General features: G+C 69.4%; 21 protein-coding genes. 10 read left to right on the top strand and 11 right to left on the bottom strand.

Annotation, left to right across the window (positions count from 1 at the left end):
- Positions 1–11: 11 nt before the first annotated feature.
- Positions 12–1,040: a LysR family transcriptional regulator gene (locus tag ACWPN7_RS10690; protein WP_040138174.1), complete on the bottom strand. Its 1,029-nt coding sequence runs from the start codon at positions 1,038–1,040 to the stop codon at positions 12–14.
- A gap of 151 nt (positions 1,041–1,191) precedes the next feature.
- Here ACWPN7_RS10690 and ACWPN7_RS10685 point away from each other — a divergent pair, with 151 nt between their 5' ends.
- From ACWPN7_RS10685 to yjfF, 7 genes are all read left to right on the top strand, one after another.
- Positions 1,192–2,091, top strand: a complete 900-nt coding sequence (locus ACWPN7_RS10685; RefSeq protein WP_456511113.1) for an SMP-30/gluconolactonase/LRE family protein — start codon at positions 1,192–1,194, stop codon at positions 2,089–2,091.
- Positions 2,092–2,134: 43 nt separating this feature from the next.
- Positions 2,135–3,061, top strand: coding sequence for a dihydrodipicolinate synthase family protein (locus ACWPN7_RS10680; RefSeq protein ID WP_149649488.1), 927 nt, complete (start codon positions 2,135–2,137; stop codon positions 3,059–3,061).
- 37 nt (positions 3,062–3,098) lie between these two features.
- Positions 3,099–4,679, top strand: coding sequence for an aldehyde dehydrogenase (NADP(+)) (locus tag ACWPN7_RS10675; protein WP_459197353.1), 1,581 nt, complete (start codon positions 3,099–3,101; stop codon positions 4,677–4,679).
- A 193-nt stretch (positions 4,680–4,872) separates the two neighbouring features.
- Entirely contained in the window at positions 4,873–5,838 is a 966-nt protein-coding gene (gene ytfQ / locus ACWPN7_RS10670) for a galactofuranose ABC transporter, galactofuranose-binding protein YtfQ (RefSeq protein WP_149649487.1), read from the top strand.
- Between the two features lie 37 nt (positions 5,839–5,875).
- Positions 5,876–7,426 carry a galactofuranose ABC transporter, ATP-binding protein YtfR gene (gene ytfR / locus ACWPN7_RS10665; RefSeq protein ID WP_149649486.1) on the top strand — a complete coding sequence of 517 codons (1,551 nt, stop codon included), beginning with the start codon at positions 5,876–5,878 and terminating at the stop codon, positions 7,424–7,426.
- On the top strand, positions 7,423–8,487 hold the full coding sequence (locus tag ACWPN7_RS10660) for an ABC transporter permease (protein WP_149649485.1): 1,065 nt from the start codon (positions 7,423–7,425) through the stop codon (positions 8,485–8,487). Before ytfR ends, ACWPN7_RS10660 begins: the two co-directional genes overlap by 4 nt.
- Positions 8,488–8,491: 4 nt before the next feature.
- A complete protein-coding gene (gene yjfF, locus ACWPN7_RS10655) occupies positions 8,492–9,466 on the top strand; it encodes a galactofuranose ABC transporter, permease protein YjfF (protein ID WP_149649484.1) in 975 nt (324 codons plus the stop codon).
- 6 nt (positions 9,467–9,472) lie between these two features.
- On the opposite strand, the gene pth is transcribed toward yjfF, so the two are convergent.
- The 9 genes from pth to ACWPN7_RS10610 all read right to left on the bottom strand — a co-directional run bounded on the left by pth (position 9,473) and on the right by ACWPN7_RS10610 (position 18,306).
- A complete protein-coding gene (gene pth, locus ACWPN7_RS10650) occupies positions 9,473–10,048 on the bottom strand; it encodes an aminoacyl-tRNA hydrolase (RefSeq protein WP_137107221.1) in 576 nt (191 codons plus the stop codon).
- Positions 10,049–10,137: 89 nt separating this feature from the next.
- Complete coding sequence (locus ACWPN7_RS10645; protein ID WP_014199936.1) at positions 10,138–10,749, bottom strand: 50S ribosomal protein L25/general stress protein Ctc; 612 nt, start codon at positions 10,747–10,749, stop codon at positions 10,138–10,140.
- A 198-nt stretch (positions 10,750–10,947) separates the two neighbouring features.
- Positions 10,948–11,883, bottom strand: coding sequence for a ribose-phosphate pyrophosphokinase (locus tag ACWPN7_RS10640; protein WP_014199935.1), 936 nt, complete (start codon positions 11,881–11,883; stop codon positions 10,948–10,950).
- Between the two features lie 199 nt (positions 11,884–12,082).
- Positions 12,083–12,562: a bacteriohemerythrin gene (locus tag ACWPN7_RS10635; protein ID WP_040138165.1), complete on the bottom strand. Its 480-nt coding sequence runs from the start codon at positions 12,560–12,562 to the stop codon at positions 12,083–12,085.
- Between the two features lie 119 nt (positions 12,563–12,681).
- Positions 12,682–13,449, bottom strand: a complete 768-nt coding sequence (gene pgeF, locus ACWPN7_RS10630; protein WP_040138163.1) for a peptidoglycan editing factor PgeF — start codon at positions 13,447–13,449, stop codon at positions 12,682–12,684.
- A gap of 31 nt (positions 13,450–13,480) precedes the next feature.
- Complete coding sequence (locus ACWPN7_RS10625) at positions 13,481–14,611, bottom strand: class I SAM-dependent methyltransferase (protein WP_459197336.1); 1,131 nt, start codon at positions 14,609–14,611, stop codon at positions 13,481–13,483.
- 17 nt (positions 14,612–14,628) lie between these two features.
- On the bottom strand, positions 14,629–15,435 hold the full coding sequence (gene lgt / locus ACWPN7_RS10620) for a prolipoprotein diacylglyceryl transferase (protein ID WP_459197335.1): 807 nt from the start codon (positions 15,433–15,435) through the stop codon (positions 14,629–14,631).
- Positions 15,436–15,495: 60 nt separating this feature from the next.
- Positions 15,496–16,482 (bottom strand): ADP-glyceromanno-heptose 6-epimerase, encoded by a 987-nt coding sequence (rfaD, locus tag ACWPN7_RS10615; RefSeq protein ID WP_459197334.1) that lies wholly within the window; start codon positions 16,480–16,482, stop codon positions 15,496–15,498.
- 123 nt (positions 16,483–16,605) lie between these two features.
- Positions 16,606–18,306 (bottom strand): long-chain-fatty-acid--CoA ligase, encoded by a 1,701-nt coding sequence (locus ACWPN7_RS10610; protein ID WP_459197352.1) that lies wholly within the window; start codon positions 18,304–18,306, stop codon positions 16,606–16,608.
- A gap of 286 nt (positions 18,307–18,592) precedes the next feature.
- On the opposite strand from ACWPN7_RS10610, the gene ACWPN7_RS10605 reads away from it, so the two are divergent.
- Both ACWPN7_RS10605 and ACWPN7_RS10600 read left to right on the top strand, forming a co-directional pair.
- Positions 18,593–19,126, top strand: a complete 534-nt coding sequence (locus ACWPN7_RS10605) for a cold-shock protein (protein WP_051658775.1) — start codon at positions 18,593–18,595, stop codon at positions 19,124–19,126.
- A gap of 108 nt (positions 19,127–19,234) precedes the next feature.
- Positions 19,235–19,897 (top strand): chemotaxis protein, encoded by a 663-nt coding sequence (locus ACWPN7_RS10600; protein ID WP_459197333.1) that lies wholly within the window; start codon positions 19,235–19,237, stop codon positions 19,895–19,897.
- Positions 19,898–19,901: 4 nt separating this feature from the next.
- On the opposite strand, the gene ACWPN7_RS10595 is transcribed toward ACWPN7_RS10600, so the two are convergent.
- On the bottom strand, positions 19,902–20,954 hold the full coding sequence (locus tag ACWPN7_RS10595; protein WP_459197332.1) for a serine hydrolase domain-containing protein: 1,053 nt from the start codon (positions 20,952–20,954) through the stop codon (positions 19,902–19,904).
- Between the two features lie 149 nt (positions 20,955–21,103).
- On the opposite strand from ACWPN7_RS10595, the gene ACWPN7_RS10590 reads away from it, so the two are divergent.
- Positions 21,104–21,604, top strand: coding sequence for a hypothetical protein (locus ACWPN7_RS10590; RefSeq protein WP_349620764.1), 501 nt, complete (start codon positions 21,104–21,106; stop codon positions 21,602–21,604).
- The last annotated feature ends 46 nt before the right edge of the window (positions 21,605–21,650 follow it).

Genomic DNA, 21,650 nt, shown 5'->3' with positions numbered 1-21,650 from the left:
AACCATAACTGTCAAATACGATTATTGGCGGAATCCATACACATTTCGATATCACTTGAAGGGCCCGCTTGTGGCGTTTCCTGCGCGCGGCGCATCTTCGCGTCGGACGCCGCCCGCAAGGCGGCCAGGGCGGTGCGGGCGCCCGGCGACAGCGGGCGGTCCTTCAGCCAGAAAATGCCGTAGGGCTCGACGCTGAAGCGCTTGTGGAAGGGCACGATGGTGCAGCTGCCGGTGGGGGAGAACACCTGGGCGAGCGCGCGGGCGAAGACGGTGACCGAATCGTTCTCGGCGACCATCGCCAGGGAAATGACGGGCGAGGCGCTTTCGATCACCTTGCGCGGCGGCGGAACCCCCTCGGCGCGGAACAGCGCCTCGACCCGGCTGCGCAGCAGGCTCCCCAGGGGCTGGAGAATCCAGGTGGCGTCCACCAGATCGGCGGCGGTCAGCGGGCGGCCGAGCCGCAGCAGCGGGTGGCCGTCGCGGCAGACGAAGCACAACTCCTCGCTGCTGATTTCCTGATAGTCGAAGCACGCGGCGTCGACGTGGTCGGGCAGGCGGCCGATCGCGAAATCCATGACGCCCTGCCGGACCCGCTCGGCCAGCACGTCGCTGGTTTCCACCGCCACGGCGATCTTCAGGTCGGGGTGATCGCGGGTCAGCGTGGTGATCACCGGCACCACCAGTTCCACCGCCGGAGCCATCACCGTGCCGATGGAGACGCTGCCGCTGTGGCCGGCCAGCAGGTCGTTCAGCTCCTCCCCCGCCTCCTGCAGGCCGCTGAGGATCGCCCGCGCGTGGCGGATCATCAGGCCGCCGTACCAGTTCGGCTCGACGCCGCGGCCATGGCGCTCGAACAGGGTGACGCCCAGCGACTCCTCCAGATCGCCCAGCAGCTTCGAGGCGGCGGGCTGCGACATGGTCAGGCTGGCGGCGGCGCGGTGCAGGTTGCGGTGCTCGTCCAGCGCCACGAAGAGTTGGAGATGGCGCAGCTTCAGCCGGGCCTTGAGGAACCAGTTGGCCGGGAAACGGTGGGGGGTCACGGGCGGGGGCCTCCGGTCTGGCGAGGCGCCGACATACGAAATCTCGTATCGCCGGCGCCGATATTCGTATTGGACGATTATCAGAACGCTCTCTATTGTTGGCGTGGTCAACAAAATTCAGAACGGGACCGCGAGGGGGAGGCGACACGGCATGCCGCAGGAGGTTCGTTGCGTCTGGCCCGCCCGGGCGCTCCTGGGCGAAGGCCCGCTGTGGTCGCCGGGGCAGGGCGCCGTCTTCTTCGTCGACATCCACGGATCGCGAATCCTGCGCCACGGGCTCGACGACGGGTCCCAAGCGGACTGGGCGCTGGAGGACGCGGCCTGCTGGCTGGTGGAATGCGCCGATGGCGACGGCTTCATCGCCGGGCTGCGCTCGCGCCGGGTGGTCCGCCTGCGGTTGGAGCCGGATCGCGCGGTGATCGCCGGGGAACTGGCGCAGATCGACCCCGACCGGCCGGGCAACCGGCTGAACGACGCCAAGGCCGACGCGCAGGGGCGCCTGTGGATCGGCAGCATGGACGACGGGGAGGAAGCGCCGTCCGGCGCCTTCCACCGGCTCGACCCCGACGGGTCGATTGCGCGTGTGGACGAGGGCTACACCGTCGCCAACGGCCCGGCCCTGTCCCCGGACGGGCGGACGCTCTACCACACCGACAGCGCGGCGCGGACGATCCACGCCTTCGACCTGGACGGCGCGGGACGGCTATCCGGGAAGCGCGCCCACATCCGCTTCGGCGAGGCCGATGGCTATCCCGACGGCATGACCTGCGACGCCGAGGGCGGCCTGTGGGTGGCCCATTGGGACGGCGGACGGGTCAGCCGCTTCCGGCCCGACGGCACACTGGACCGCGCGATTACGCTGCCGGTGTCGCGCGTCACCTCCTGTGTCTTCGCCGGCCCCGCCCTCGACCGGTTGTTCGTGACCACCGCGGCGCATGGCATCGGCCGTGACGGCCGGCCGGACGAACCGCTGGCCGGCGCGCTGTTCGAGTGCGATCCCGGCGGCGTTCGCGGCCTGCCGCCCGGCCGCTTCGGGCATCCGCCGGGCTGACCCGGCCCCCCTCCGCATACCCGACAGAAGGACCCCAACGGCCATGGCCCCCAGCGCCCGCCCCTATCGGGGAGTGTTTCCCGTCGTTCCCACCATCTTCACCGAGACGGGGGACCTCGACCTCGCCGGGCAGACGCGCTGCGTCGATTTCATGATCGACGCCGGCTCCGACGGCCTGTGCATCCTCGCCAATTTCTCCGAGCAATTCGTGCTGACCGACGCCGAGCGCGAGCTGCTGATGGAGACCATCCTCGGCCACGTCGCCGGCCGGGTGCCGGTGATCGTCACCACCACCCATTTCAGCACCGCCGCCTGCGCCGCGCGCAGCCGCCGCGCCCAGGAGCTGGGGGCCGCCATGGTGATGGTCATGCCGCCCTACCACGGCGCCACCATCCGCGTGCCCGAGGCGGGCATCGTCGCGTTCTTCCAGCGGGTGTCCGACGCCATCGACATCCCCATCATGATCCAGGACGCGCCGGTCAGCGGCACCGCGCTGTCGGCGGAGCTGCTGGCCCGCATGGCGCGGGAGATCGCCAACGTCGCCTACTTCAAGGTCGAGGTGCCGCAGGCCGCCGCCAAGCTGCGCCGGCTGATCGAGCTGGGCGGCGACGCCGTCGAGGGGCCGTGGGACGGCGAGGAGGCGATCACCCTGCTGGCCGACCTCGACGCCGGTGCCACCGGTGCCATGACGGGCGGCGGCTATCCCGACGGCATCCGCCAGATCATCGACCCCTTCTTGGCCGGCGACCGCGAGGCGGCGGTGGCCGCCTACGGGCGCTGGCTGCCGCTGATCAACCACGAGAACCGCCAGTGCGGCCTCGCCACCGCCAAGATCCTGATGAAGGAGGGCGGCATCATCGCCTGCGACGCCGTGCGCCACCCGCTGGCGGACCCGCACCCGGCCAGCCGCGCCGGTCTGCTCGACGCCGCCCGCCGCCTCGACCCGCTGGTCCTGCGCTGGGCGCGCTGAGAACGGCGCCACCCCTCGCCAAACCGGGAGACCCATGATGACCATCACCGGCGAGATGCTGATCGGCGCGCGGAGCCACCGCGGCTCCGACGGGTCCTTCCGGGCCGTCGATCCCGCCACCGGCGCGGAGCTGGAGCCGGCCTTCGGCGGCGGCGGCGCGGCGGAGGTCGAGCGCGCCTGCGCGCTGGCCTGGGCCGCCTTCGACGCCTTCCGCGAGACCGGGCTGGAGGCGCGGGCCGCCTTCCTGGAGACCATCGCCGCGAACATCCTCGACCTCGGCGACGAGCTGATCCTCCGCGCCATGGCAGAGAGCGGCCTGCCGCGCCCTCGGCTGGAAGGGGAGCGCGGGCGCACGGTCGGCCAGCTCCGCCTGTTCGCCCAGACGGTGCGCGAGGGCGGCTGGCTGGAGGCCCGCATCGACCCGGCCCAGCCGGAGCGCAAGCCGCTGCCGCGCCCCGACGTCCGGCAGCGCCACATCCCACTCGGCCCGGTCGCGGTGTTCGGCGCGTCGAACTTCCCGCTGGCCTTTTCGGTGGCCGGCGGCGACACCGCGTCGGCCCTTGCCGCCGGCTGCCCGGTGGTGGTCAAGGGCCATTCCGCCCATCCCGGCACGTCGGAGCTGGTCGGCCGGGCCATCCGGGCGGCGGTGGCCTCCTGCGGGCTGCCTGAGGGCGTCTTCTCGCTGCTGTTCGGCGTCGGCAACCCCATCGGAACGGCGCTGGTGACCGACCCGCGCATCAAGGCGGTGGGCTTCACCGGCTCGCGCGGCGGTGGCTTGGCTTTGATGGAAGCGGCGGCCCGCCGGGCAGAGCCGATCCCGGTCTATGCGGAGATGAGCAGCATCAACCCGGTCTTCCTGATGCCGGCGGCCCTGGCCGCGCGGGCCGAGGCGTTGGGCAAGGGCTTCGTGGCCTCGCTGACCGTGGGCGCCGGCCAGTTCTGCACCAACCCCGGCATTCTGCTGGGCGTGGATGGGCCGGACCTCGACCGTTTCGTGGCCGTGGCGGTGGACGCGCTGGGCGGCAGCGCCGCCTCGACCATGCTGACCCCGGCCATCCAGGCCGCCTATGATTCGGGGGTGGCGCGGCTGTCCGGCAGCGCCGCCGTGGCGACGCTCGCCCGCGGCTTGGCGTGCAGCGGCCCCAACCAGGCGCAAGCCGCTTTGTTCGGCACGACCGCCGACGCCTTCCTCGCCGAGCCGGACCTGCAGGACGAGGTGTTCGGGGCAGCGTCGCTGCTGATCCGCTGCCCGGACGTCGCGGCGATGCGGACCGTCGCCGAGCGGCTGGAGGGCCAGCTCACCGCGACCGTGCAAATGGACGCGGCGGACGGCGACGCCGTGGCCGCGCTGCTGCCGATTCTGGAGCGCAAGGCGGGCCGCATTCTGGCCGACGGCTGGCCGACCGGGGTCGAGGTCTGCCACGCCATGGTGCATGGCGGCCCCTTCCCGGCGACCTCCGACAGCCGAACCACCTCGGTTGGGACGCTGGCGATCCGGCGCTTCCTGCGCCCGGTCTGCTACCAGGACATTCCCGCCGCCCTGCTACCGGAGTCGCTGCGCGACGGCAACCCGCTCGGCCTGTGGCGGCGGATTGACGGCGTGCCGAGACAAGAGTGAGGGAAGGACCGGCAACGCTTTGCCCGCATCGGGCGATCATGCCGGTTTTGGTATCGCTTCGGTCGATAATCGTATTGGACAGATATGGTTTTTGACGCTTAATGTTGGCCCAACGAACAGATGCGAGCGGGCACAGGCGGGTCGCCGGGGTTGCCCGGATCGATGACAAGTCACCCCAGGGGAGTGAAACGGTATGTCCAGGACATGGCTGATCTCCGCCGCTGCCGCCGCGGCCTTGTTGATCGGGCTCGGCGGTGCGCAGGCCGCCGACAAGAAGCTGGTCGTCGGCTTCTCGCAGATCGGTTCGGAATCGGGCTGGCGCGCTGCCGAGACCAAGACCGCCAAGACGGAGGCCGAGAAGCGCGGGATCGACCTGAAGATCTCCGACGCCCAGCAGAAGCAGGAGAACCAGATCAAGGCCGTGCGCTCCTTCGTCGCCCAGGGCGTCGACGCCATCTTCATCGCCCCGGTGGTGGCGACCGGCTGGGATTCGGTGCTGAAGGAGGCCAAGGAGGCGAAGATTCCCGTCGTCCTGCTCGACCGCCAGATCGAGACCCGCGACCCCGGCCTCTACATGACCGCCGTCACCTCCGACACGGTGCTTGAGGGTCGGGTCGCCGGCGAATGGCTGGCCAAGCAGACCGGCGGCACCTGCAACGTGGTCGAACTCCAGGGCACCGTCGGCTCCTCCCCCGCCATCAACCGCAAGAAGGGCTTCGACGAGGTCGTCGCCAAGACTCCCGGCATGAAGATCGTCCGCACCCAGTCCGGCGATTTCACCCGCGCCAAGGGCAAGGAGGTGATGGAGAGCTTCATCAAGGCGGAGAACGGCGGCAAGGGCATCTGCGCGGTCTACGCCCACAACGACGACATGGCGGTTGGCGCCATCCAGGCGATCAAGGAGGCCGGGCTGAAGCCGGGCAAGGACATCCTGGTCGTGTCCATCGACGGCGTGCCCGACATCTTCAAGGCGATGGCCGACGGCGAGGCCAACGCGACCGTGGAACTGACGCCGAACATGGCCGGCCCGGCCTTCGACGCGCTGATCGCCTTCAAGAAGGACGGCAAGGCGCCGCCGAAATGGATCCAGACGGAATCGGCCCTGTTCACCCCCGACACTGCCAAGGCCGAGTACGAACGCCGCAAGGACGCCTACTGACCCGGCAGTCCCACGGCACCGCCGGCGAGGCCCCCGCATGACGGACCCCACCCCCACCGCGTCCCCGCCGCTGCTGGCGATCCGCGGCCTGTCCAAAGCCTTTCTGGGCGTCCAGGCGCTCGACGGCGTGGATTTCACCGTGCGCCACGGCGAGATCCACGCCCTCCTCGGTGAGAACGGTGCCGGCAAGTCGACGCTGATCAAGACGCTGACCGGCGTCTACCAGCGCGACGCCGGCACCGTGATGCTGGAGGGGCGGGCGATCGCCCCCCGCGGCGTGGAGGAGGCGCAGCGTCTGCACATCGGCACCGTCTATCAGGAGGTGAACCTGCTGCCCAACCTGTCGGTGGCGGAGAACCTGTTCCTCGGCCGGCAACCCATGCGCTTTGGCTTGGTGGACCGAGGCGCCATGCGGCGGCGGGCGCGGGCGGTGCTGATCCCCTACGGCCTGTCCCTCGACGTGACGGCGCCGCTCGGCCGCTTCTCGGTGGCGACGCAGCAGATCGTCGCCATCGCCCGCGCGGTGGACATGTCGGCCAAGGTGCTGATCCTCGACGAGCCGACGGCCAGCCTCGACGCGCAGGAGGTGGCAGTCCTCTTCAAGGTGCTGCGGACCCTGCGGTCGCGCGGAATCGGCATCGTCTTCGTCACCCATTTCCTCGATCAGGTCTACGCGCTGTGCGACCGCATCACCGTGCTGCGCAACGGTCGCTTGGTGGGGGAGCGGCGCACCGCCGAGCTGCCGCGCCTCGACCTCGTCGCCATGATGCTGGGGCGGGAGCTGGAGGCGGCGGCCCACCGCATCGCCCCGCCGGACGATGAGGGGGAGGAGGATGCCCGGCCGCCGCTGGTCCGCTTCCGCGGCTACGGCAAGGCGCGCAGCGTCGAGCCCTTCGACCTCGCCATCCGCCCCGGCGAGGTGGTGGGGCTCGCCGGGCTGCTCGGTTCCGGCCGGACGGAGACGGCGCGGCTGGTCTTCGGCATGGACCGCGCCGACCAGGGCGAGGTGGCGGTGGACGGCCAAGCGGTGCGGCTGCGCGGGCCGCGCGACGCCATCCGGCTCGGCTTCGGCTTCTGCCCGGAGGACCGCAAGAAGGAGGGCATCGTCGGCGCGCTGTCGGTGCGCGAGAACATCATCCTGGCGCTCCAGGCGCGGCAGGGCTGGCTGCGGCCGATCCCGCGCCGCCGCCAGGAGGAGATCGCCGACCGCTTCATCCGCCTGCTCGACATCCGCACGCCGCACGCCGAGCAGCCGATCCAGCTGCTGTCCGGCGGCAACCAGCAGAAGGCGCTGCTCGCCCGCTGGCTGGCGACCGCGCCGCGCCTGCTGATCCTCGACGAGCCGACGCGCGGCATCGACGTCGGTGCCCATGCCGAGATCATCCGCCTGATCGAGCGGCTGTGCGCCGACGGCATGGCCCTGCTGGTCGTCTCGTCGGAGCTGGAGGAGATCGTTGCCTACAGCCGCCGCGTCGTCGTGCTGCGCGACCGCCGCCACGTGGCGGAGCTGAGGGGAGGGGAGGTCGCCGTGGGCCGCATCGTCGCCGCCATCGCGTCGGAGTCCGTTCCCGTGGAGCCCCGCCCATGACGCGGTCGGCCCCCGGCCCGTCGCGCAACCTGCCGCAATACGGCGCGCTGGCCGCCGTGCTGCTGGCCAACTGGCTGCTCTTCCCCGACTTCTTTTCCATCCGCCTGCAGGACGGCCGGCTGTTCGGCAGTCTGATCGACGTGCTGAACCGTGGCGCTCCGGTGGCGCTGCTCGCCATCGGCATGACCATGGTCATTGCCACCCGCGGCGTCGACCTGTCGGTGGGCGCGGTGATGGCGATCTCCGGCGCGGTCGCCGCCACCCTGACCCAGGCGGGCTGGGGGTTGCTCCCGGTGCTCGCGGCGTCGCTGGCGGCCGGCCTGCTCTGCGGCCTGTGGAACGGGCTTCTGGTGGCGGTCCTGCGCATCCAGCCGATCGTCGCCACCCTGATCCTGATGGTCGCCGGCCGCGGCATCGCCCAACTCGTCACCGAGGGGCAGATCGTCACCTTCACCAGCCCCGGCCTCGCCTTCATCGGCAGCGGGTCGTTCCTGACCGTGCCGATGCCGGTGGTCATCACCGCCGTCCTGCTGGGGGTGACCGCGTTGCTGGTTCGGATGACCGCGCTGGGGCTGATGATCGAGGCGGTCGGCGTCAACCGGCTGTCCAGCGCCGGGGCCGGAGTCAACACGCCGGTCGTGCTGATCGCCGTCTATGTCTGGTGCGGCCTGTGCGCCGCGGTCGCCGGTCTGGTGGTCGCCGCCGACATCCGCGGCGCCGACGCCAACAACGCCGGGCTGTGGCTGGAGCTGGACGCCATCCTGGCGGTGGTGGTCGGCGGCACCTCCCTGCTCGGCGGCCGGTTCGGGCTGCTGCTGTCGGTGGTGGGCGCGCTGACCATCCAGGCGATGAACACCGGCATCCTGCTGAGCGGCTTCAAGCCGGAGTTCAACCTGATCGTCAAGGCGGGCGTCCTGATGGTCGTCCTGCTGTTGCAATCGCCGACCCTGACGCTGTTCCTGCCGCGCCCGGCCGGCCACCGACCCGCCCAGCCGCCGGTCCGGCCGCCGACCCCGCCACGGGCCAAGCCCGAGAGCCCAAGCCCGAGCGCGGGAGCGTGACGCCATGATCCACCGCTTCCTTCCCCTGCTGGTGACCAGCGCCGTCCTGGTGGTCGGCTTCCTGCTCTGCGCCGCGCAGTTCCCCAACTTCGCTTCGCTGCGGGTCGTCGGCAATCTGCTGACCGACAACGCGTTTCTCGGCATCACCGCGGTCGGCATGACCTTCGTGATCCTGTCGGGCGGCATCGACCTGTCGGTGGGGGCGGTGATCGGCTTCACCACCGTGCTGCTGGCCGTGCTGATCGAGCAGGGCGGCTGGCACCCTTTATCCGCCTTCGCCGTGGCGCTGGCGGTGGCCGGCGGCTTCGGGGCGGCGATGGGCGCCGTCATCCACGTTTTCCAGATGCCGCCCTTCATCGTCACGCTGGCCGGCATGTTCGTCGCCCGCGGCCTCGGCTTCGTGCTGAGCACCGATTCCATCCCGATCAACCACCCGCTCTATGCGGAGCTGGGCGATCTGGCGCTGCGTTTCGACGGCGGGGGCAAGCTGACCCTGCCGGCGCTGCTGATGCTGGGGGTGGTCGTCGCCGCGGTGGTCTGCGCCCATTGGACGCGCTTCGGCGCCAACCTCTACGCACTGGGCGGCAACCGGCAGTCGGCGGAGCTGATGGGCGTGCCGGTGGGCCGCACCACGGTCGCGGTCTACGCCCTGTCGGGGCTGCTCGCCGGGCTGGCGGGGATCGTCTTCTCGCTCTACACCGGGGCCGGCTACTCGCTGGCGGCGACGGGGGTGGAGCTGGACACCATCACCGCGGTGGTGATCGGGGGGACCCAGTTGACCGGCGGCTACGGCTATGTGATCGGCACCTTCATCGGCGTGCTGATCCAGGGGCTGATCCAGACTTACATCACCTTCGACGGCAGCCTGAGCAGCTGGTGGACGAAGATCGCCATCGGCGTCCTGCTGTTCGTCTTCATCCTGCTCCAGAAGGGCCTGCTGGCGGTCTGGACCGGCCGCGGTGCCCCGGCGGAGGCGTAACCCCGTCTACTTGGTGGGCGCGGTCGCCAGGGTGACCTTGTTCATGAAGTTCTCCGCTTGCCCCTTCACGACCAGCGGGAAGGCGTCGGCAACGGCGTCGATGAGCGGGTCGAGCCAGCTCTGCTCGGCCTTGGCGAAGTCGTGGAGGACATAGCCGCTGACCCGGTCCTTGTCGCCGGGATGGCCGATGCCCAGGCGGATGCGCCAATACTCCTTGCCGAGATGCGCGTCGATGGAGCGCAGGCCGTTGTGCCCGCCATGCCCGCCGCCCTTCTTCACCCGGATCTTGCCGGGCGGCAGGTCCAGCTCGTCATGGATGACGACGACGTCCTCGGGCTTCATCTTGAAGAACTGCACGGCCGCGGTGACCGACTGGCCGGACAGGTTCATGAAGGTCAGCGGCTCCAGGGCGATCACCTTCTCGCCACCGATCGTGCCCTCGGCGGTCTGACCCTGGAAGCGTTTGCGCCAGGGGCCGAAGCCGTGGCGGCGGGCGATCTCCTCCACCGCCATGAAGCCGATGTTGTGCCGGTTGCGCGCGTACTCGGCGCCAGGGTTGCCCAATCCCACCAGCAGCAGCATGGCGCATTCTCCTCATCTCGAAACAGCGTAGGCCGGAAACGAAACAGGGGGCCGAAGCCCCCTGTCGCAACCCCAAAGGCGGCTTCCGATCAGGAAGCGGCGGCCTCGGTGGCTTCGCCCTCTTCGGACTTCAGGCCCGACGGGGCGACGATCGTGGCGATCGTGAAGTCGCGGTCGGTGATGGTCGAGGCGACACCCTCCGGCAGCTTCACCGAAGAGATGTGGATCGAATCGCCGACGTCGTAGCCCTCGCAGGAGATCGTGATCTGCTCCGGGATGTTGCCGGCGGAGACGGTCACGTCCAGCTCGTGGCGGACGATGTTGAGCACGCCGCCGCGCTTCAGGCCCGGCGACTTCTCCTGGTCGACGAACTCGACCGGAACCTGCACGGTGGTGCGGGTTTCGGCGGAGACGCGCAGGAAGTCGACGTGCAGCGGGACGTCGGTGACCGGATGGAACTGCACGTCGCGCGGCAGGACCCGGTGGGTGGCGCCATCGACGGTGACGTCGAACAGGTGCGTGAAGAAGCCCGCCTGGTTCAGAACACGGGTGAACGTGAACTTCTCCAGCGAAATCATGATGGGGGCCTGCTTGCCACCGTAGATCACGGCCGGGATACGGCCATCACGACGGGTCTGGCGGGCGGTCCCCTTGCCGGCCCGGTCGCGCGCTTCGGCGCTGAGCGGAACGATCTGCGTCATCGGAAGAACTCCTTGAACGGAAAAAAGCGCCAGCCTCCAGGGGTGCTGACGCGTGGGCGCGGTGATTAAGCCATGCGGGGCGCGGCGTCAAGGACAGAGTCCGGAAACGCCCGAATGGCCCTTATGAAAAGATGACGCCCATGAAAAAAGCCCTTCCCCCGCGAAGGGGAAGGGCTTTTCGCGTGTGGTCCGGCGCCGTTACGAGAACAGGCTCGACACCGAACGCTCCTCGCTGATGCGGGTGATCGCGTCGGCGAGCAGCGGGGCGATGGTGAGCTGGCGGATGTTGCGGGACACGCGCACGGCCTCGGTCGCCTGGATGCTGTCGGTGGTGACGAGCTGCTCCAGCGGCGACACGGCCACGCGGGCCACCGCACCGCCGGACAGGACGCCGTGGGTGCAATAGGCGTGGACCGACTTCGCGCCGGCGTCCATCAGGGCGACCGCGGCGTTGCACAGCGTGCCGCCCGAATCCACGATGTCGTCGAGCAGGATGCAGCGGCGGTTCTTGACGTCGCCGATGATGTTCATCACCTCCGACACGCCGGCGCGCTCACGCCGCTTGTCGATGATGGCGAGATCGGCGTCCAGCCGCTTGGCCAGCGAGCGGGCGCGCACCACGCCGCCGACGTCGGGCGACACCATCGTCACCTCGCCGATGTCCTCGAAGGTCGCGCGGATGTCCTTCTCGAACACCGGGGCGGCCATCAGGTTGTCGGTCGGGATGTCGAAGAAGCCCTGGATCTGGCCCGCGTGCAGGTCCATGGTCAGCACGCGATTGGCGCCGGCCTGGGTGATCAGGTTGGCGACCAGCTTGGCCGAGATCGGCGTGCGCGGGCCGGTCTTGCGGTCCTGGCGCGCATAGCCGTAGTAGGGGAGGACCGCCGTGATGCGCCGGGCCGACCCGCGACGCAGGGCGTCGATGGTGACCAGCAGCTCCATCAGGTTGTCGTTGGCCGGGAACGACGTCGACTGGACCACGAACACGTCTTCGCCGCGCACGTTCTCCAGGATTTCGACGAACACCTCCATGTCCGAAAAACGGCGGATGCTCGCTTTGGTCAGCGGCACGCCGAGACAGGTGGAGATGGCCTCGGCCAGCGGACGGTTGCTGTTGCCGGCAAGCACCTTCATCGCAGTCGGCTCTCTCTGCAGGGAATAGGTTCCGGTGCGCCCGTCAGTCCCTTGCCGACGCCGCCCCTTGAAAACGCGGCGGACCATAACAAAGGGGCGCACCTATGTAAACGTTCCATGACGGGCGGTTCAAGACGCCGCAGCCAGCCGGCCCTGCGATTCCCGCATGGCGCAAGCGTGGCGGCAGGACGCCTGCGCATCACCGCACGGCGAACTTCGCAAGGTGCGATTTCATGGGCAGATCGGCCTTCACGAAATGGTCGAAGAACCAGAACTGCAGAAGCTCGTCCGCCTTGGCCTTCACATAGCTGTATTCGAAGGCCGACTCCTCGGCGTCCACCTGCCCGATGATGTCGTCCAGGAGGGTGGCCAGCCGGCGGTGCTGCGCCCGGTGTTCCTCCAGATGCGGGTAGCGCATGGAGGCCTGGACCCGCTCTTCCCGCAGGAAGTGGCGGACCGAGACGCGGCGCAGCTCGTTCAGCAGGGCCAGCGCCGGCTTGCGCTCCGCTTCCTCACCCGGCAAGGCGACGAAGCGGCGGATCAGTTCGTGCTGCATCCGGTGGTCGGCGTCCAGCCCGCCGTTGTCGAGCACCATCCGCGCGCTGCGCCAATCGCTTCGCCCGTCGCCGCCCCGCCCATCGGCCCGATGCGTGTCTTCCCGGTGCGCGTCCATCGTCATGCCGGCGTCTCCCTCTCCGGAATGCCCTCACCCTTGAGAATCGATCTTACCCGAAATGGGTCGTATCGCAATCAGTCAGAGGTAAGAACAAATTTCGGGCGGGAACTTTTCTGTCGTGTTCAGCCCTGAAGGACGATGGCCGAGAGGCCGCGCCCATAGTCCTTCTCACCACGCAGGCAGGACCGGCGGTAGCTGAAGAAGCGGTCCTCTTCGACCACCGTGTCGTTGGGGCAGCGCTGGATGATCTGCACCCCGGTATCGCCCAGGCGGCGGGTGATGTAGCCGGCCAGATCGAACAGGAAATGATCCAGGCGGCGGGCCGGCGCGAAATAATCGCGGTTGCGCGGGTCTTCCGACAGGAAGGGGGCGGGGAATTCCGGCCCGACTTCGTAGGAGCGCTGGGCGATGCAGGGGCCGATGGCGGCGACGATGCGGTTGCGCTTGGCGCCCAGCTCTTCCATCCGCGCGATGGTCGCCTCCAGAACGCCGCCCTTGGCGCCCTTCCAGCCGGCGTGGGCGGCGCCGATGACGCGGGCCTTCTCGTCGGCGAACAGCACCGGGGCGCAGTCGGCGGTGAGGATGCCCAGCGCGATGCCCGGACGGTCGGTCGCCATGGCGTCGGCGTGGGGCGCCTGATCGGGCGTCCAAGGCTCGGTGACCGCGACGCAGGTCGGGCTGTGCACCTGATAGCAGGTGACGAGCCGCTCCGGCGGGACGTCCATGCGGGCCGCGGCGCGCGCGCGGTTCTCCGCCACGGCGGCGGGCGCGTCCCCGGAGCCGAAGCCGACGTTCAGCGAGGCGTACAGCCCCGTCGACACGCCGCCGGTGCGGGTGAAGAAGGCGTGTCGGATGTGGGTGATGTCGTTCAGCGCGCCAAGCGTAATCACGAACCCGTCCCTTTGCTGTCGCGGTCTCTTGTTAATTTGCCAGATCCGGGCTTTCGAAGCCCGCCGGAGGCCCCAGGCCGGGGGAGGCGAGGGCCAGAACCTTGAAGAGGGTGCCCATTTGGTCGGGACCGATCAAGCGGGCCAGTGCGGAGTCGATGTCCGCGGCCTGCGTCGCCGTGGCGCTGCGCTTCAGCGCGGCGGCGCGCGGCTGGATGCCCAGCCGGGCCAGCCAGTCGCCCTGGTCCACCGGACCGAAGCTCTCCGCCCCGCCCTCGCGGGCCGCGGCGGCGATGGCGGCGAAATCCACATGCGCGGTCAGGTCGGCCTCGCCCGGCGCGTCGAGCACCGGGGCGTAGGCGTGGCGGCGCAGCGCCTGGAGCGTGTCGCCGACCGCCGGACCGCCGCGGTAGCCGTAGTCGATCACCAGCGCCGCGCCGGGGTGGGCGGCCAGACGCTCCCCGATCAGGCGGGCCACCGCCTGGGAGGCCGGGGAGACCTCGACCACGCTGCCCTCCGGCGCGTCGCGCAGGGCCGGTGGAATCAGCCGGGCGCCGGCGCTGCCGAAGGCCTCCAGGACGAAGCGGAAGCGGGGCGTTTCGGCGGGAGCCGCAGTGTCGATGTCGATCAGCCGCTCGAACCAGCCGTGGTTGGTCTTCTGGACCTGACGGATGGGCAGGGCGTCGAAGAACTCGTTGGCGAGGATCAGGGTCGGGCCTTCGGGCGCATCCTCCAGCCGGTCGTGCCAAGCGACCGGAGTGCCGGCCAGGGTGTCCTTCTGGCGGGCGCGAAGCGTCGGGCTGGTCTCCACCAGATGGACCTGGGCGGCCTCACGGAAGGCGGGAACCAGCGCGGCGGCGCGCAGGGCGTCCTGCATCAGCGTGCCGCGGCCCGGCCCCAGCTCCACCAGATGGAAGGGGGCGGGGCCGCCCAGCCGCGCCCAGGTATCGACGCACCACAGCCCGGCCAGCTCGCCGAACATCTGGCTGATTTCCGGGGCGGTGGTGAAGTCGCCGGACACGCCGAAGGGGTTCTGGCGCATGTAGTAGCCAAAGCGCGGATGCCCCAGCGCCTCCGCCATGAAGGCGGCGACCGACAGCGGCCCGTCCATCAGGATGCGGCGGGCGAGGTGGCGGGCGAGGCTGTCCGGGGCGGCATCACTCATGACGGTACCTTCCGAACTCAGACGGCGGCGGGGCGGCGGCGGGCCTGGGCGACCAGCCACACACCGAACAGAACCATCGGCACCGACAGAAGTTGTCCCATCGTCGCCCCGGCATAGAGGAATCCGAGCTGCGCGTCCGGCTCGCGGAAGAACTCCGCGACGATGCGCGACAGGCCGTAACCGATGAAGAAGATACCCGCCGTCATGCCGGCCCGCCCGCGCACGGCGGGCATCCGCACCAGGATGGCCAGGAGGACGAACAGCACCGCCCCCTCCAGGAAGGCTTCATAGAGCTGGCTGGGGTGCCGTGGCACCTGCAGCGGGTCGCGCGGGAACACCACCGCCCAGGACACGTCGGGCGCCGGGCGGCCGTACAGCTCGCCGTTGATGAAGTTGGCGATGCGGCCGAAGAACAGCCCGATGGGGGCCGCCGCGGCGATCAGGTCGCCGAAGGCCAGCGGCGACAGGCCGCGCTTCCAGCAGAACAGCAGGATCGCGCCGAGGACGCCGATCAGCCCGCCGTGGAAGGACATCCCGCCATGCCAGACCATCAGCGCGTCGAGCGGATTCTGGAGGTAGAAGGGCAGGTTGTAGAACAGCACGTAGCCGATCCGCCCGCCCAGGATGACGCCGACCACGGCCCAGGTCAGGAAGTCGTCGTAATCCTCCGCCGAGGGGCGGCCGGGCGTGCGGCGGGCCAGCGCCAGGCAGTAGCGCCAGCCGAGCACGAAGCCTGCCAGATAGGCGAGCGCGTACCAGCGGATGACGATCGGCCCGAGTTCGAACGCCACGGGGTCGATGGCGGGGAAGGCGATGGCGAGCATGCGCGGCGGGTGCCTTATGTTGTTTCGGCGTTTCCCCCGTCGATGGGGGAGGCGGAACCGTCAGCGGTAGGGGTCGGGCTGCGACAGGAAATCCTGGACGTAGCGGCGCACGCCCTCTTCCAGCTCGGTGAAGGGCTGCTCGAATCCGGCGGCGCGCAGGCGTTCGGTGCGCGCCTCGGTGAAATACTGGTATTTGCCCTGAAGCTCGGCCGGCATGTCGAAATACTCGACGCGCGGCTCCAGCCCCAGAGCGGCGAAGGTGGCGAGCGCCAGGTCCTTGAAGCTGCGGGCCTTGCCGGTGCCGACGTTGAACAGCCCGCTGACCTGCGGGTTGTCGTAGAGCCACAGCATCACCGCCACGCAGTCGTCGACGAAGATGAAGTCGCGGAGCTGTCCGCCGTCCTCGAACTCCGGGCGGTGCGACTTGAACAGGCGCGCCGGCTCGCCGGCCTTGAGCTTGGGGTGCAACTTGGCGACGACACTCATCATGTCGTCCTTGTGCCGCTCGTTCGGGCCGTAGACGTTGAAGAACTTCAGGCCCGCCCATTGCGGCGGCACGATGTCGCCCTCCGTTACCACGCGGGCGACGCGGCGGTCGATCAGGTGCTTGGACCAGCCATAGGCGTTGAGCGGGCGCAGGGTCGCCAGCGCCCCCGGCGACCCGTCGTCGTCGAAGCCGGCGGAGCCGTCGCCGTAGGTCGCGGCGGAGGAGGCATAGATCAGCCGCGCCCCCCGCCAGGAGGACCAGCGCCACAGGTCGAGCGTCAGCGCCACGTTGTTGGCGACGATCTTGTCCACGTCGCGTTCCGTCGTCGCCGAGATGGCGCCGAGGTGGAAGATCACGTCGATCTCCGCAGCATGCTGGTCGAGGAAGGCGAGCGCGTTCTCCGGAGCGATGAGGGTGGCGAGTTCCCGCTTGGCGAGATTCTGCCACTTCTCCCCGTCGCCGAAGCGGTCGATCACCGCGACGTTGGTGATCCCGCGCGCGGCCAGGGCCGCCACGAGGTTCGAGCCGATGAAACCGGCCCCACCGGTGACCACGATCATGCGCTTTTCCTTGCCGCCGGACCGAAAGAAAGGACGAGCGTCCTTATAGGGTCCGGGGGGCGGGGCCGCAAGGTGGGGTGGGGCGTATGGCCACCCTGCGGTTCCGGAAGGGCACGCGGTGCCTTACGAGCCCTTCCGCCGCTCCGCCTCCTCGTCGAGCAGGGCCTTGCGCGACAGCTTGCCGATCATCGTCTTGGGCAACTCGCCGCGGAACTCGACCGCCTTGGGCATCTCGATGGGGGAGAGCTTGTCCTTGAGGAAGTCGATCAGTTCCTCGCGCGTCAGGCTCTTGCCGTCGTCGACGCGGATGTAGGCCTTCACCGTCTGGCCGCGGTACTCGTCGGGCAGGCCGGCGACCACGCATTCCGCGACGGCGGGGTGCAGGTAGATCGCCTCCTCCACGTTGCGCGGGTAGACGTTGAAGCCGCTGCACAGGATCATGTCCTTGATGCGGTCGACGATGTGGGTGTAGCCGTCCTCGTCCATGTAGCCGACGTCGCCGGTGTGCAGCCGGCCGTCCACCAGGGTCAGCGCCGTTTCCGACGGCTTGTTCCAGTAGCCCTTCATCACCTGCGGACCGCGGATGCACACCTCGCCCTTCTCGCCGATGGGCAGGACGCGGCGCGGCTCCTCCAGGCTGACGATCTCGATCAGCGTGCCGGGCAGGGGCAGGCCGATGGAGCCGGCCTTGTTCAGCCCGGTTATCGGATTCGCGGTGGCGACGGGGGAGGATTCGGACAGGCCGTAGCCCTCCACCAGGACGCAGCCGGTGTTCCGCTCGAACGCCTCCTTGACCTCCACCGGCAGGGGAGCACCGCCCGACAGGCAGTAGCGGATCGAAGAGAGGTCGTATTTCTCCAGATGCTTGTGGTGGTTGATCGCCGTGTAGATGGTCGGCACCGCCGGGAACAGCGTCGGCTTCTTGGCGTGGATGGTCTCCATCACCTGATCCAGCTCGAAGCGGGGCAGCATGACGATCTCCGCCCCGATGCGGATGCTGAAGTTCATCACCACGGTCATGGCGAAGACGTGGAAGAAGGGCAGCACGCCCAGCATCCGCTCCTCCCCCTGCCGCGCGCCGACGAACCACAGGCTGCACTGCTCGGTGTTGGCGTAGAGGTTGGCGTGGGTCAGCATGGCGCCCTTGGGTACGCCGGTGGTGCCGCCGGTGTATTGCAGCACCGCCACGTCCTCCGCCGGGTCGATGGCGACCGGCTTCGGGGCGCCGTCGTTGGCGACGAGGCGGCGAAAGGACAGGTGGCGGTCGTCCGCAGGGATGCGCGCGACCTCCGCCCGCTTCACGATGGGGAACAGCCAATTCTTGGGAAAGGGCAGGATATCGGCCATCGGGCAGACCACCAGCCGCTTCAGCCCCGATTCGGCGAGCATCCGCGCCATCTTGCCGTAGAGCACGGTAAGGTCGAGCGTCACCATCAGCTCGACGCCGCTGTCGGTGATCTGGTGGTGCAGCTCCCGCTCGGCGTAGAGGGGGTTGAAGTTCACCACCGTCCCGCCGGCCTTCAGGATCGCGAAGTAGCAGATCACGTAATAGGGTGTGTTGGGCAGGAACAACCCGACGCGCACGCCCTTGCCGACGCCGATCGCCTGGAAGCCGCGGGCGGCACGGTCCACCATCCGCGCCACCTCCGCGTAGGTCGAGCGCTTGCCCATGAAGTCCAGGAAGGGCCGCTCCGCGAAACGGGCCGCCGCGTCCTCCAACAGCGCGGTCAGCGGTTTCACCGGAATCGGCGCGTTCCAGTCCACGTCGGGCGGGTAGCCCAAGGTCCAGCTCTGGTCCGGCAATTTGCGGGCCGCATCCCCCATCATCGTCGTCCCTCCCATGTTCGATTCTTGTTTGTTTGGGTCTTGTTTGGCCCCGGCGCCCGTTCGGGCTTGTTCCAATCAGGTTCGGGGGCCTTTGGCTCATTGTAGCCCTTTTTGTAACCCGTCATCCGGAGAAATGGTCCCTGTGACGGTGCCGCCGCCAGAGGCAAAGGGCGGTTGTGAAGAAAAAATTACGCTGGAAACCCTATTTTCTGTGTGGCTAAATTCATGTTCGGCGGACGATCCGCTTTCCACGCTTGGCGCCTTGACCGAAAGGATCGGACCCTTGCCTTCAGCCGATTCGCATCCCAGCGACGTTCTGGATGTTTCCGATCCTGGCGAAGCGGCCCCGCTCCGCGCTTCGGTGACGTGGTTCGATCCGGTCAAGGGCTTCGGCTTCGTGGCGCCGCAGGACGGGACGACCGACGCCTTCCTGCACATTTCCGTCCTGAACCGAGCCGGGCTGCACGAGATCGGCGAGGGGGCGGAGCTTCTGTGCCGGGTGGTTCCGGGTGCCAAGGGGCCGCAGGTGGCCGACATCCTGGACGTTCTGAGCACCGGCACGACCGCCGAGAGCCGCAACGCGCGCCATGACGCGGCGTCCGGCGCCGAAGAGGAACTGACGGGCACCGTGAAGTGGTTCAAGCCGGAGCAGGGCTTCGGATTCGTCATCGCGGACGACGGGGCCAAGGACGTCTTCGTCCACAAGAGCGTTCTGCGCCGCTGCAATCTGACCGGATTGGAGTCCGGACAGCGGGTGCTGCTGCGGGTGCGCGCCGCGCCGAAGGGACGGGAGGCGTCCTGGGTCGTGCTGCTGTGACGCGGTCGTGGACGCTGGAAGGTCGGCGGGGCATACGGACTTGTTGTATTTTCTTTAATTACCATTGATTACCATCGCCGAGCCTTTGTCCCTTTCAGGCTGACGGTGATGCCCCTGTCCGGATCGCTTCACTTCCAATCCTCCGCCGGATTCGACGGCCGCGGCGCGGACGGTGACGGGCCGCGCGCGGACGGCAGCTACCTGGACCGTGAGTTCGGGGCCTATGTGGTGCCGGTCGTGCTGGGCCATCACCGGATTTCCGGGCGTGACGACGACATGCTGGTGACCACGCTTGGTTCCTGCGTCGCCGCCTGCATCAACGATCCGGTGGCCCAGGTCGGCGGCATGAACCACTTCCTGCTGCCCGGCTCCCCGTCCGGCGGCGAGGGCTTCGGAGTCGCCACCCGCTACGGCAGCGTCGCGATGGAACGGCTGATCAACGACCTGCTGGCGCGCGGCGCCCGCCGCGAGCGGATGGAGGTCAAGCTGTTCGGGGCGGCCCGCGTCATCGACACCAGCCTGGACGTCGGCGCCGCCAACGCCGCCTTCGCGGTGGATTATGTGCGGCGGGAGGGGTTGGCGCTGGCCGTTCGGGATCTGGGGGGGGGCAAGGGGCGGCGCGTCCATTTCTTCCCGGCCACCGGGCGGGCCTTCCGCCGCCTGCTGCGCCCCGAGGCGGAGCGGGAGACGGTGCATCAGGAGATGGATTATCTCCAGGCGCTGCGGCGCACCCCCGTCGAGGGGGAGATGGAGTTGTTCGACCGGCGCTGACCGGTCATTCCCGCAGGCTTTCCACAGCCTCCACGGTCATCCACTCCGCCTGGTCGTTGTCCTCGCCGTCGGTGAAAAGGGCCACGGTCACCGGCTCCTCTCCCGGCTTGCGGGCGGGGAAGTGATAGGCGCAGGCCGACCCGCCCGGCCCGCCGCCGGTGTGCCCCCAGTAGGGTCCGGCCTGCCCGTCGCGCTCCACCATCAGGCCGAGGCCGTAGCCCGGCTCCACCCAGGGTCGCCCGCGCATCGTTCCCGGCACCGGGAAGGACTCCTGCATGCGCGCCGCCGCGGCGCCGGGGAGCAGGCCGCCCGCGAACAGCGCGTGGAGAAGGTCGGCAATGTCCGCCGCCGTCGCGGCCACCACGCCATGGGCCACCCAGCCGGGATGGTAGCGGGCCGCCACATCGGCGGGCAGGCCGTCCTTGCCGCCGAGATAGGGGCTGGGACCGGTCCACAGGCCGGAGAGGTCGCCGCGCCCCGTCGGCACCGACCAGCCGGTCAGGCCCAGCGGGCCGAACAGCTCGCGGTCGAGGGCCTGGGCGAAGGGCAGGTCGGTGGCCCGCTCCAGCACCCGCTTCGCCAGCAGATAGCCGATGTTGGAATAGGAGAATTCCCGGCCCGGCGGGGCGAACAGGTCGCTGGCGCGGCAGTGTTCCAGGAAGCCGTCCTCGCTCCACGGCTCCTCGCCCGCCCGCACGGCGGCGTGGTAGGCGGGGCTGCCGCCGTAATTGCGCAGGCCGGCGCGGTGGGCGAGAAGCTGGGCCAGGGTGATCCGGCCGGCCGCCGCGAAGTCCGGCAGCCAGCGGTCCAGCGGAGCGTCGGGGTCGATCAGGCCCCGTTCGCACAGCCGCAGCAGCGCGGCGGCGGTCAGGGTCTTGGTGATGCTGTAGATCAGGAAGCGGGCCGTGGCCGGCGGGAGCGGCGCGCCGCTGCGGGCGAGGCCGGTGGTCCAGGAGTGCGGACCCGAACGGACCGCCACCACGGCGGCGCGGGCCGCGGCGGGGCCATCGCCTTCGTCGAGAAGCCGGGTCAATCGATCGGCGGTGTAACGATCCATGCCTCGCGGGTCCTCCGGTGAGGAATTCCCGGATAGTACGGCCATGCCGGGCGAATGGCGACGCCATAACGGCCGCACCGGGCCGTGCCGGCTTCACGCCACGGTCCGCCTGCACGTCTGCCTGTCGTTGAACCGACCAAAAGGAGCAGATGATGCTGCATCGCAAACGATTGGTTGCCGCGGCGCTGGGAGCCGCCCTGACAATGGGCATTCCTTCTTACGGATTTGCCACGGAGCTGCCAAATCTCAGCGATTTCAAGAAGGCCATGGGTGAGGATGGATGCCAGCTCATCCCGTTCGCGGATCTGCGCGGCCGATGCATTGAAGCCAACGCCGGGCTTCACGCCCAGGACGCCTGCTCGGCGCCGGCCTGTCAGGCCAGTGCCGGGGTGCAGGAGAACCAGCGGCGGCGGGAAGCCTGGAACAATTGCGTCGTCCGGCGCACCGCGACGGAAAAGGCGTTTTCGGACACCCTTTCTCGTTTCGAGAGCCTGAAGAGGGTGGAACTGAGGGGGAACCAGGAGCCGAACAGGAGCTACAAGGCGGCCATGGCGGCGATCTCCGAAAAGATCGCGGCGGGACAACCCGGCCACGCCCAGGCCCTGCGGAACGCCAAGAGCACTTTGACCGCCTGCAGCGGCCGGATATGACGCGCAACGTCTGACACGCAACGGGCCGCCCCGATGAGGCGGCCCG

This window comes from Azospirillum sp. UENF 312511 (assembly GCF_058780635.1).
This window is presented reverse-complemented; position numbering and strand designations above follow the sequence as displayed.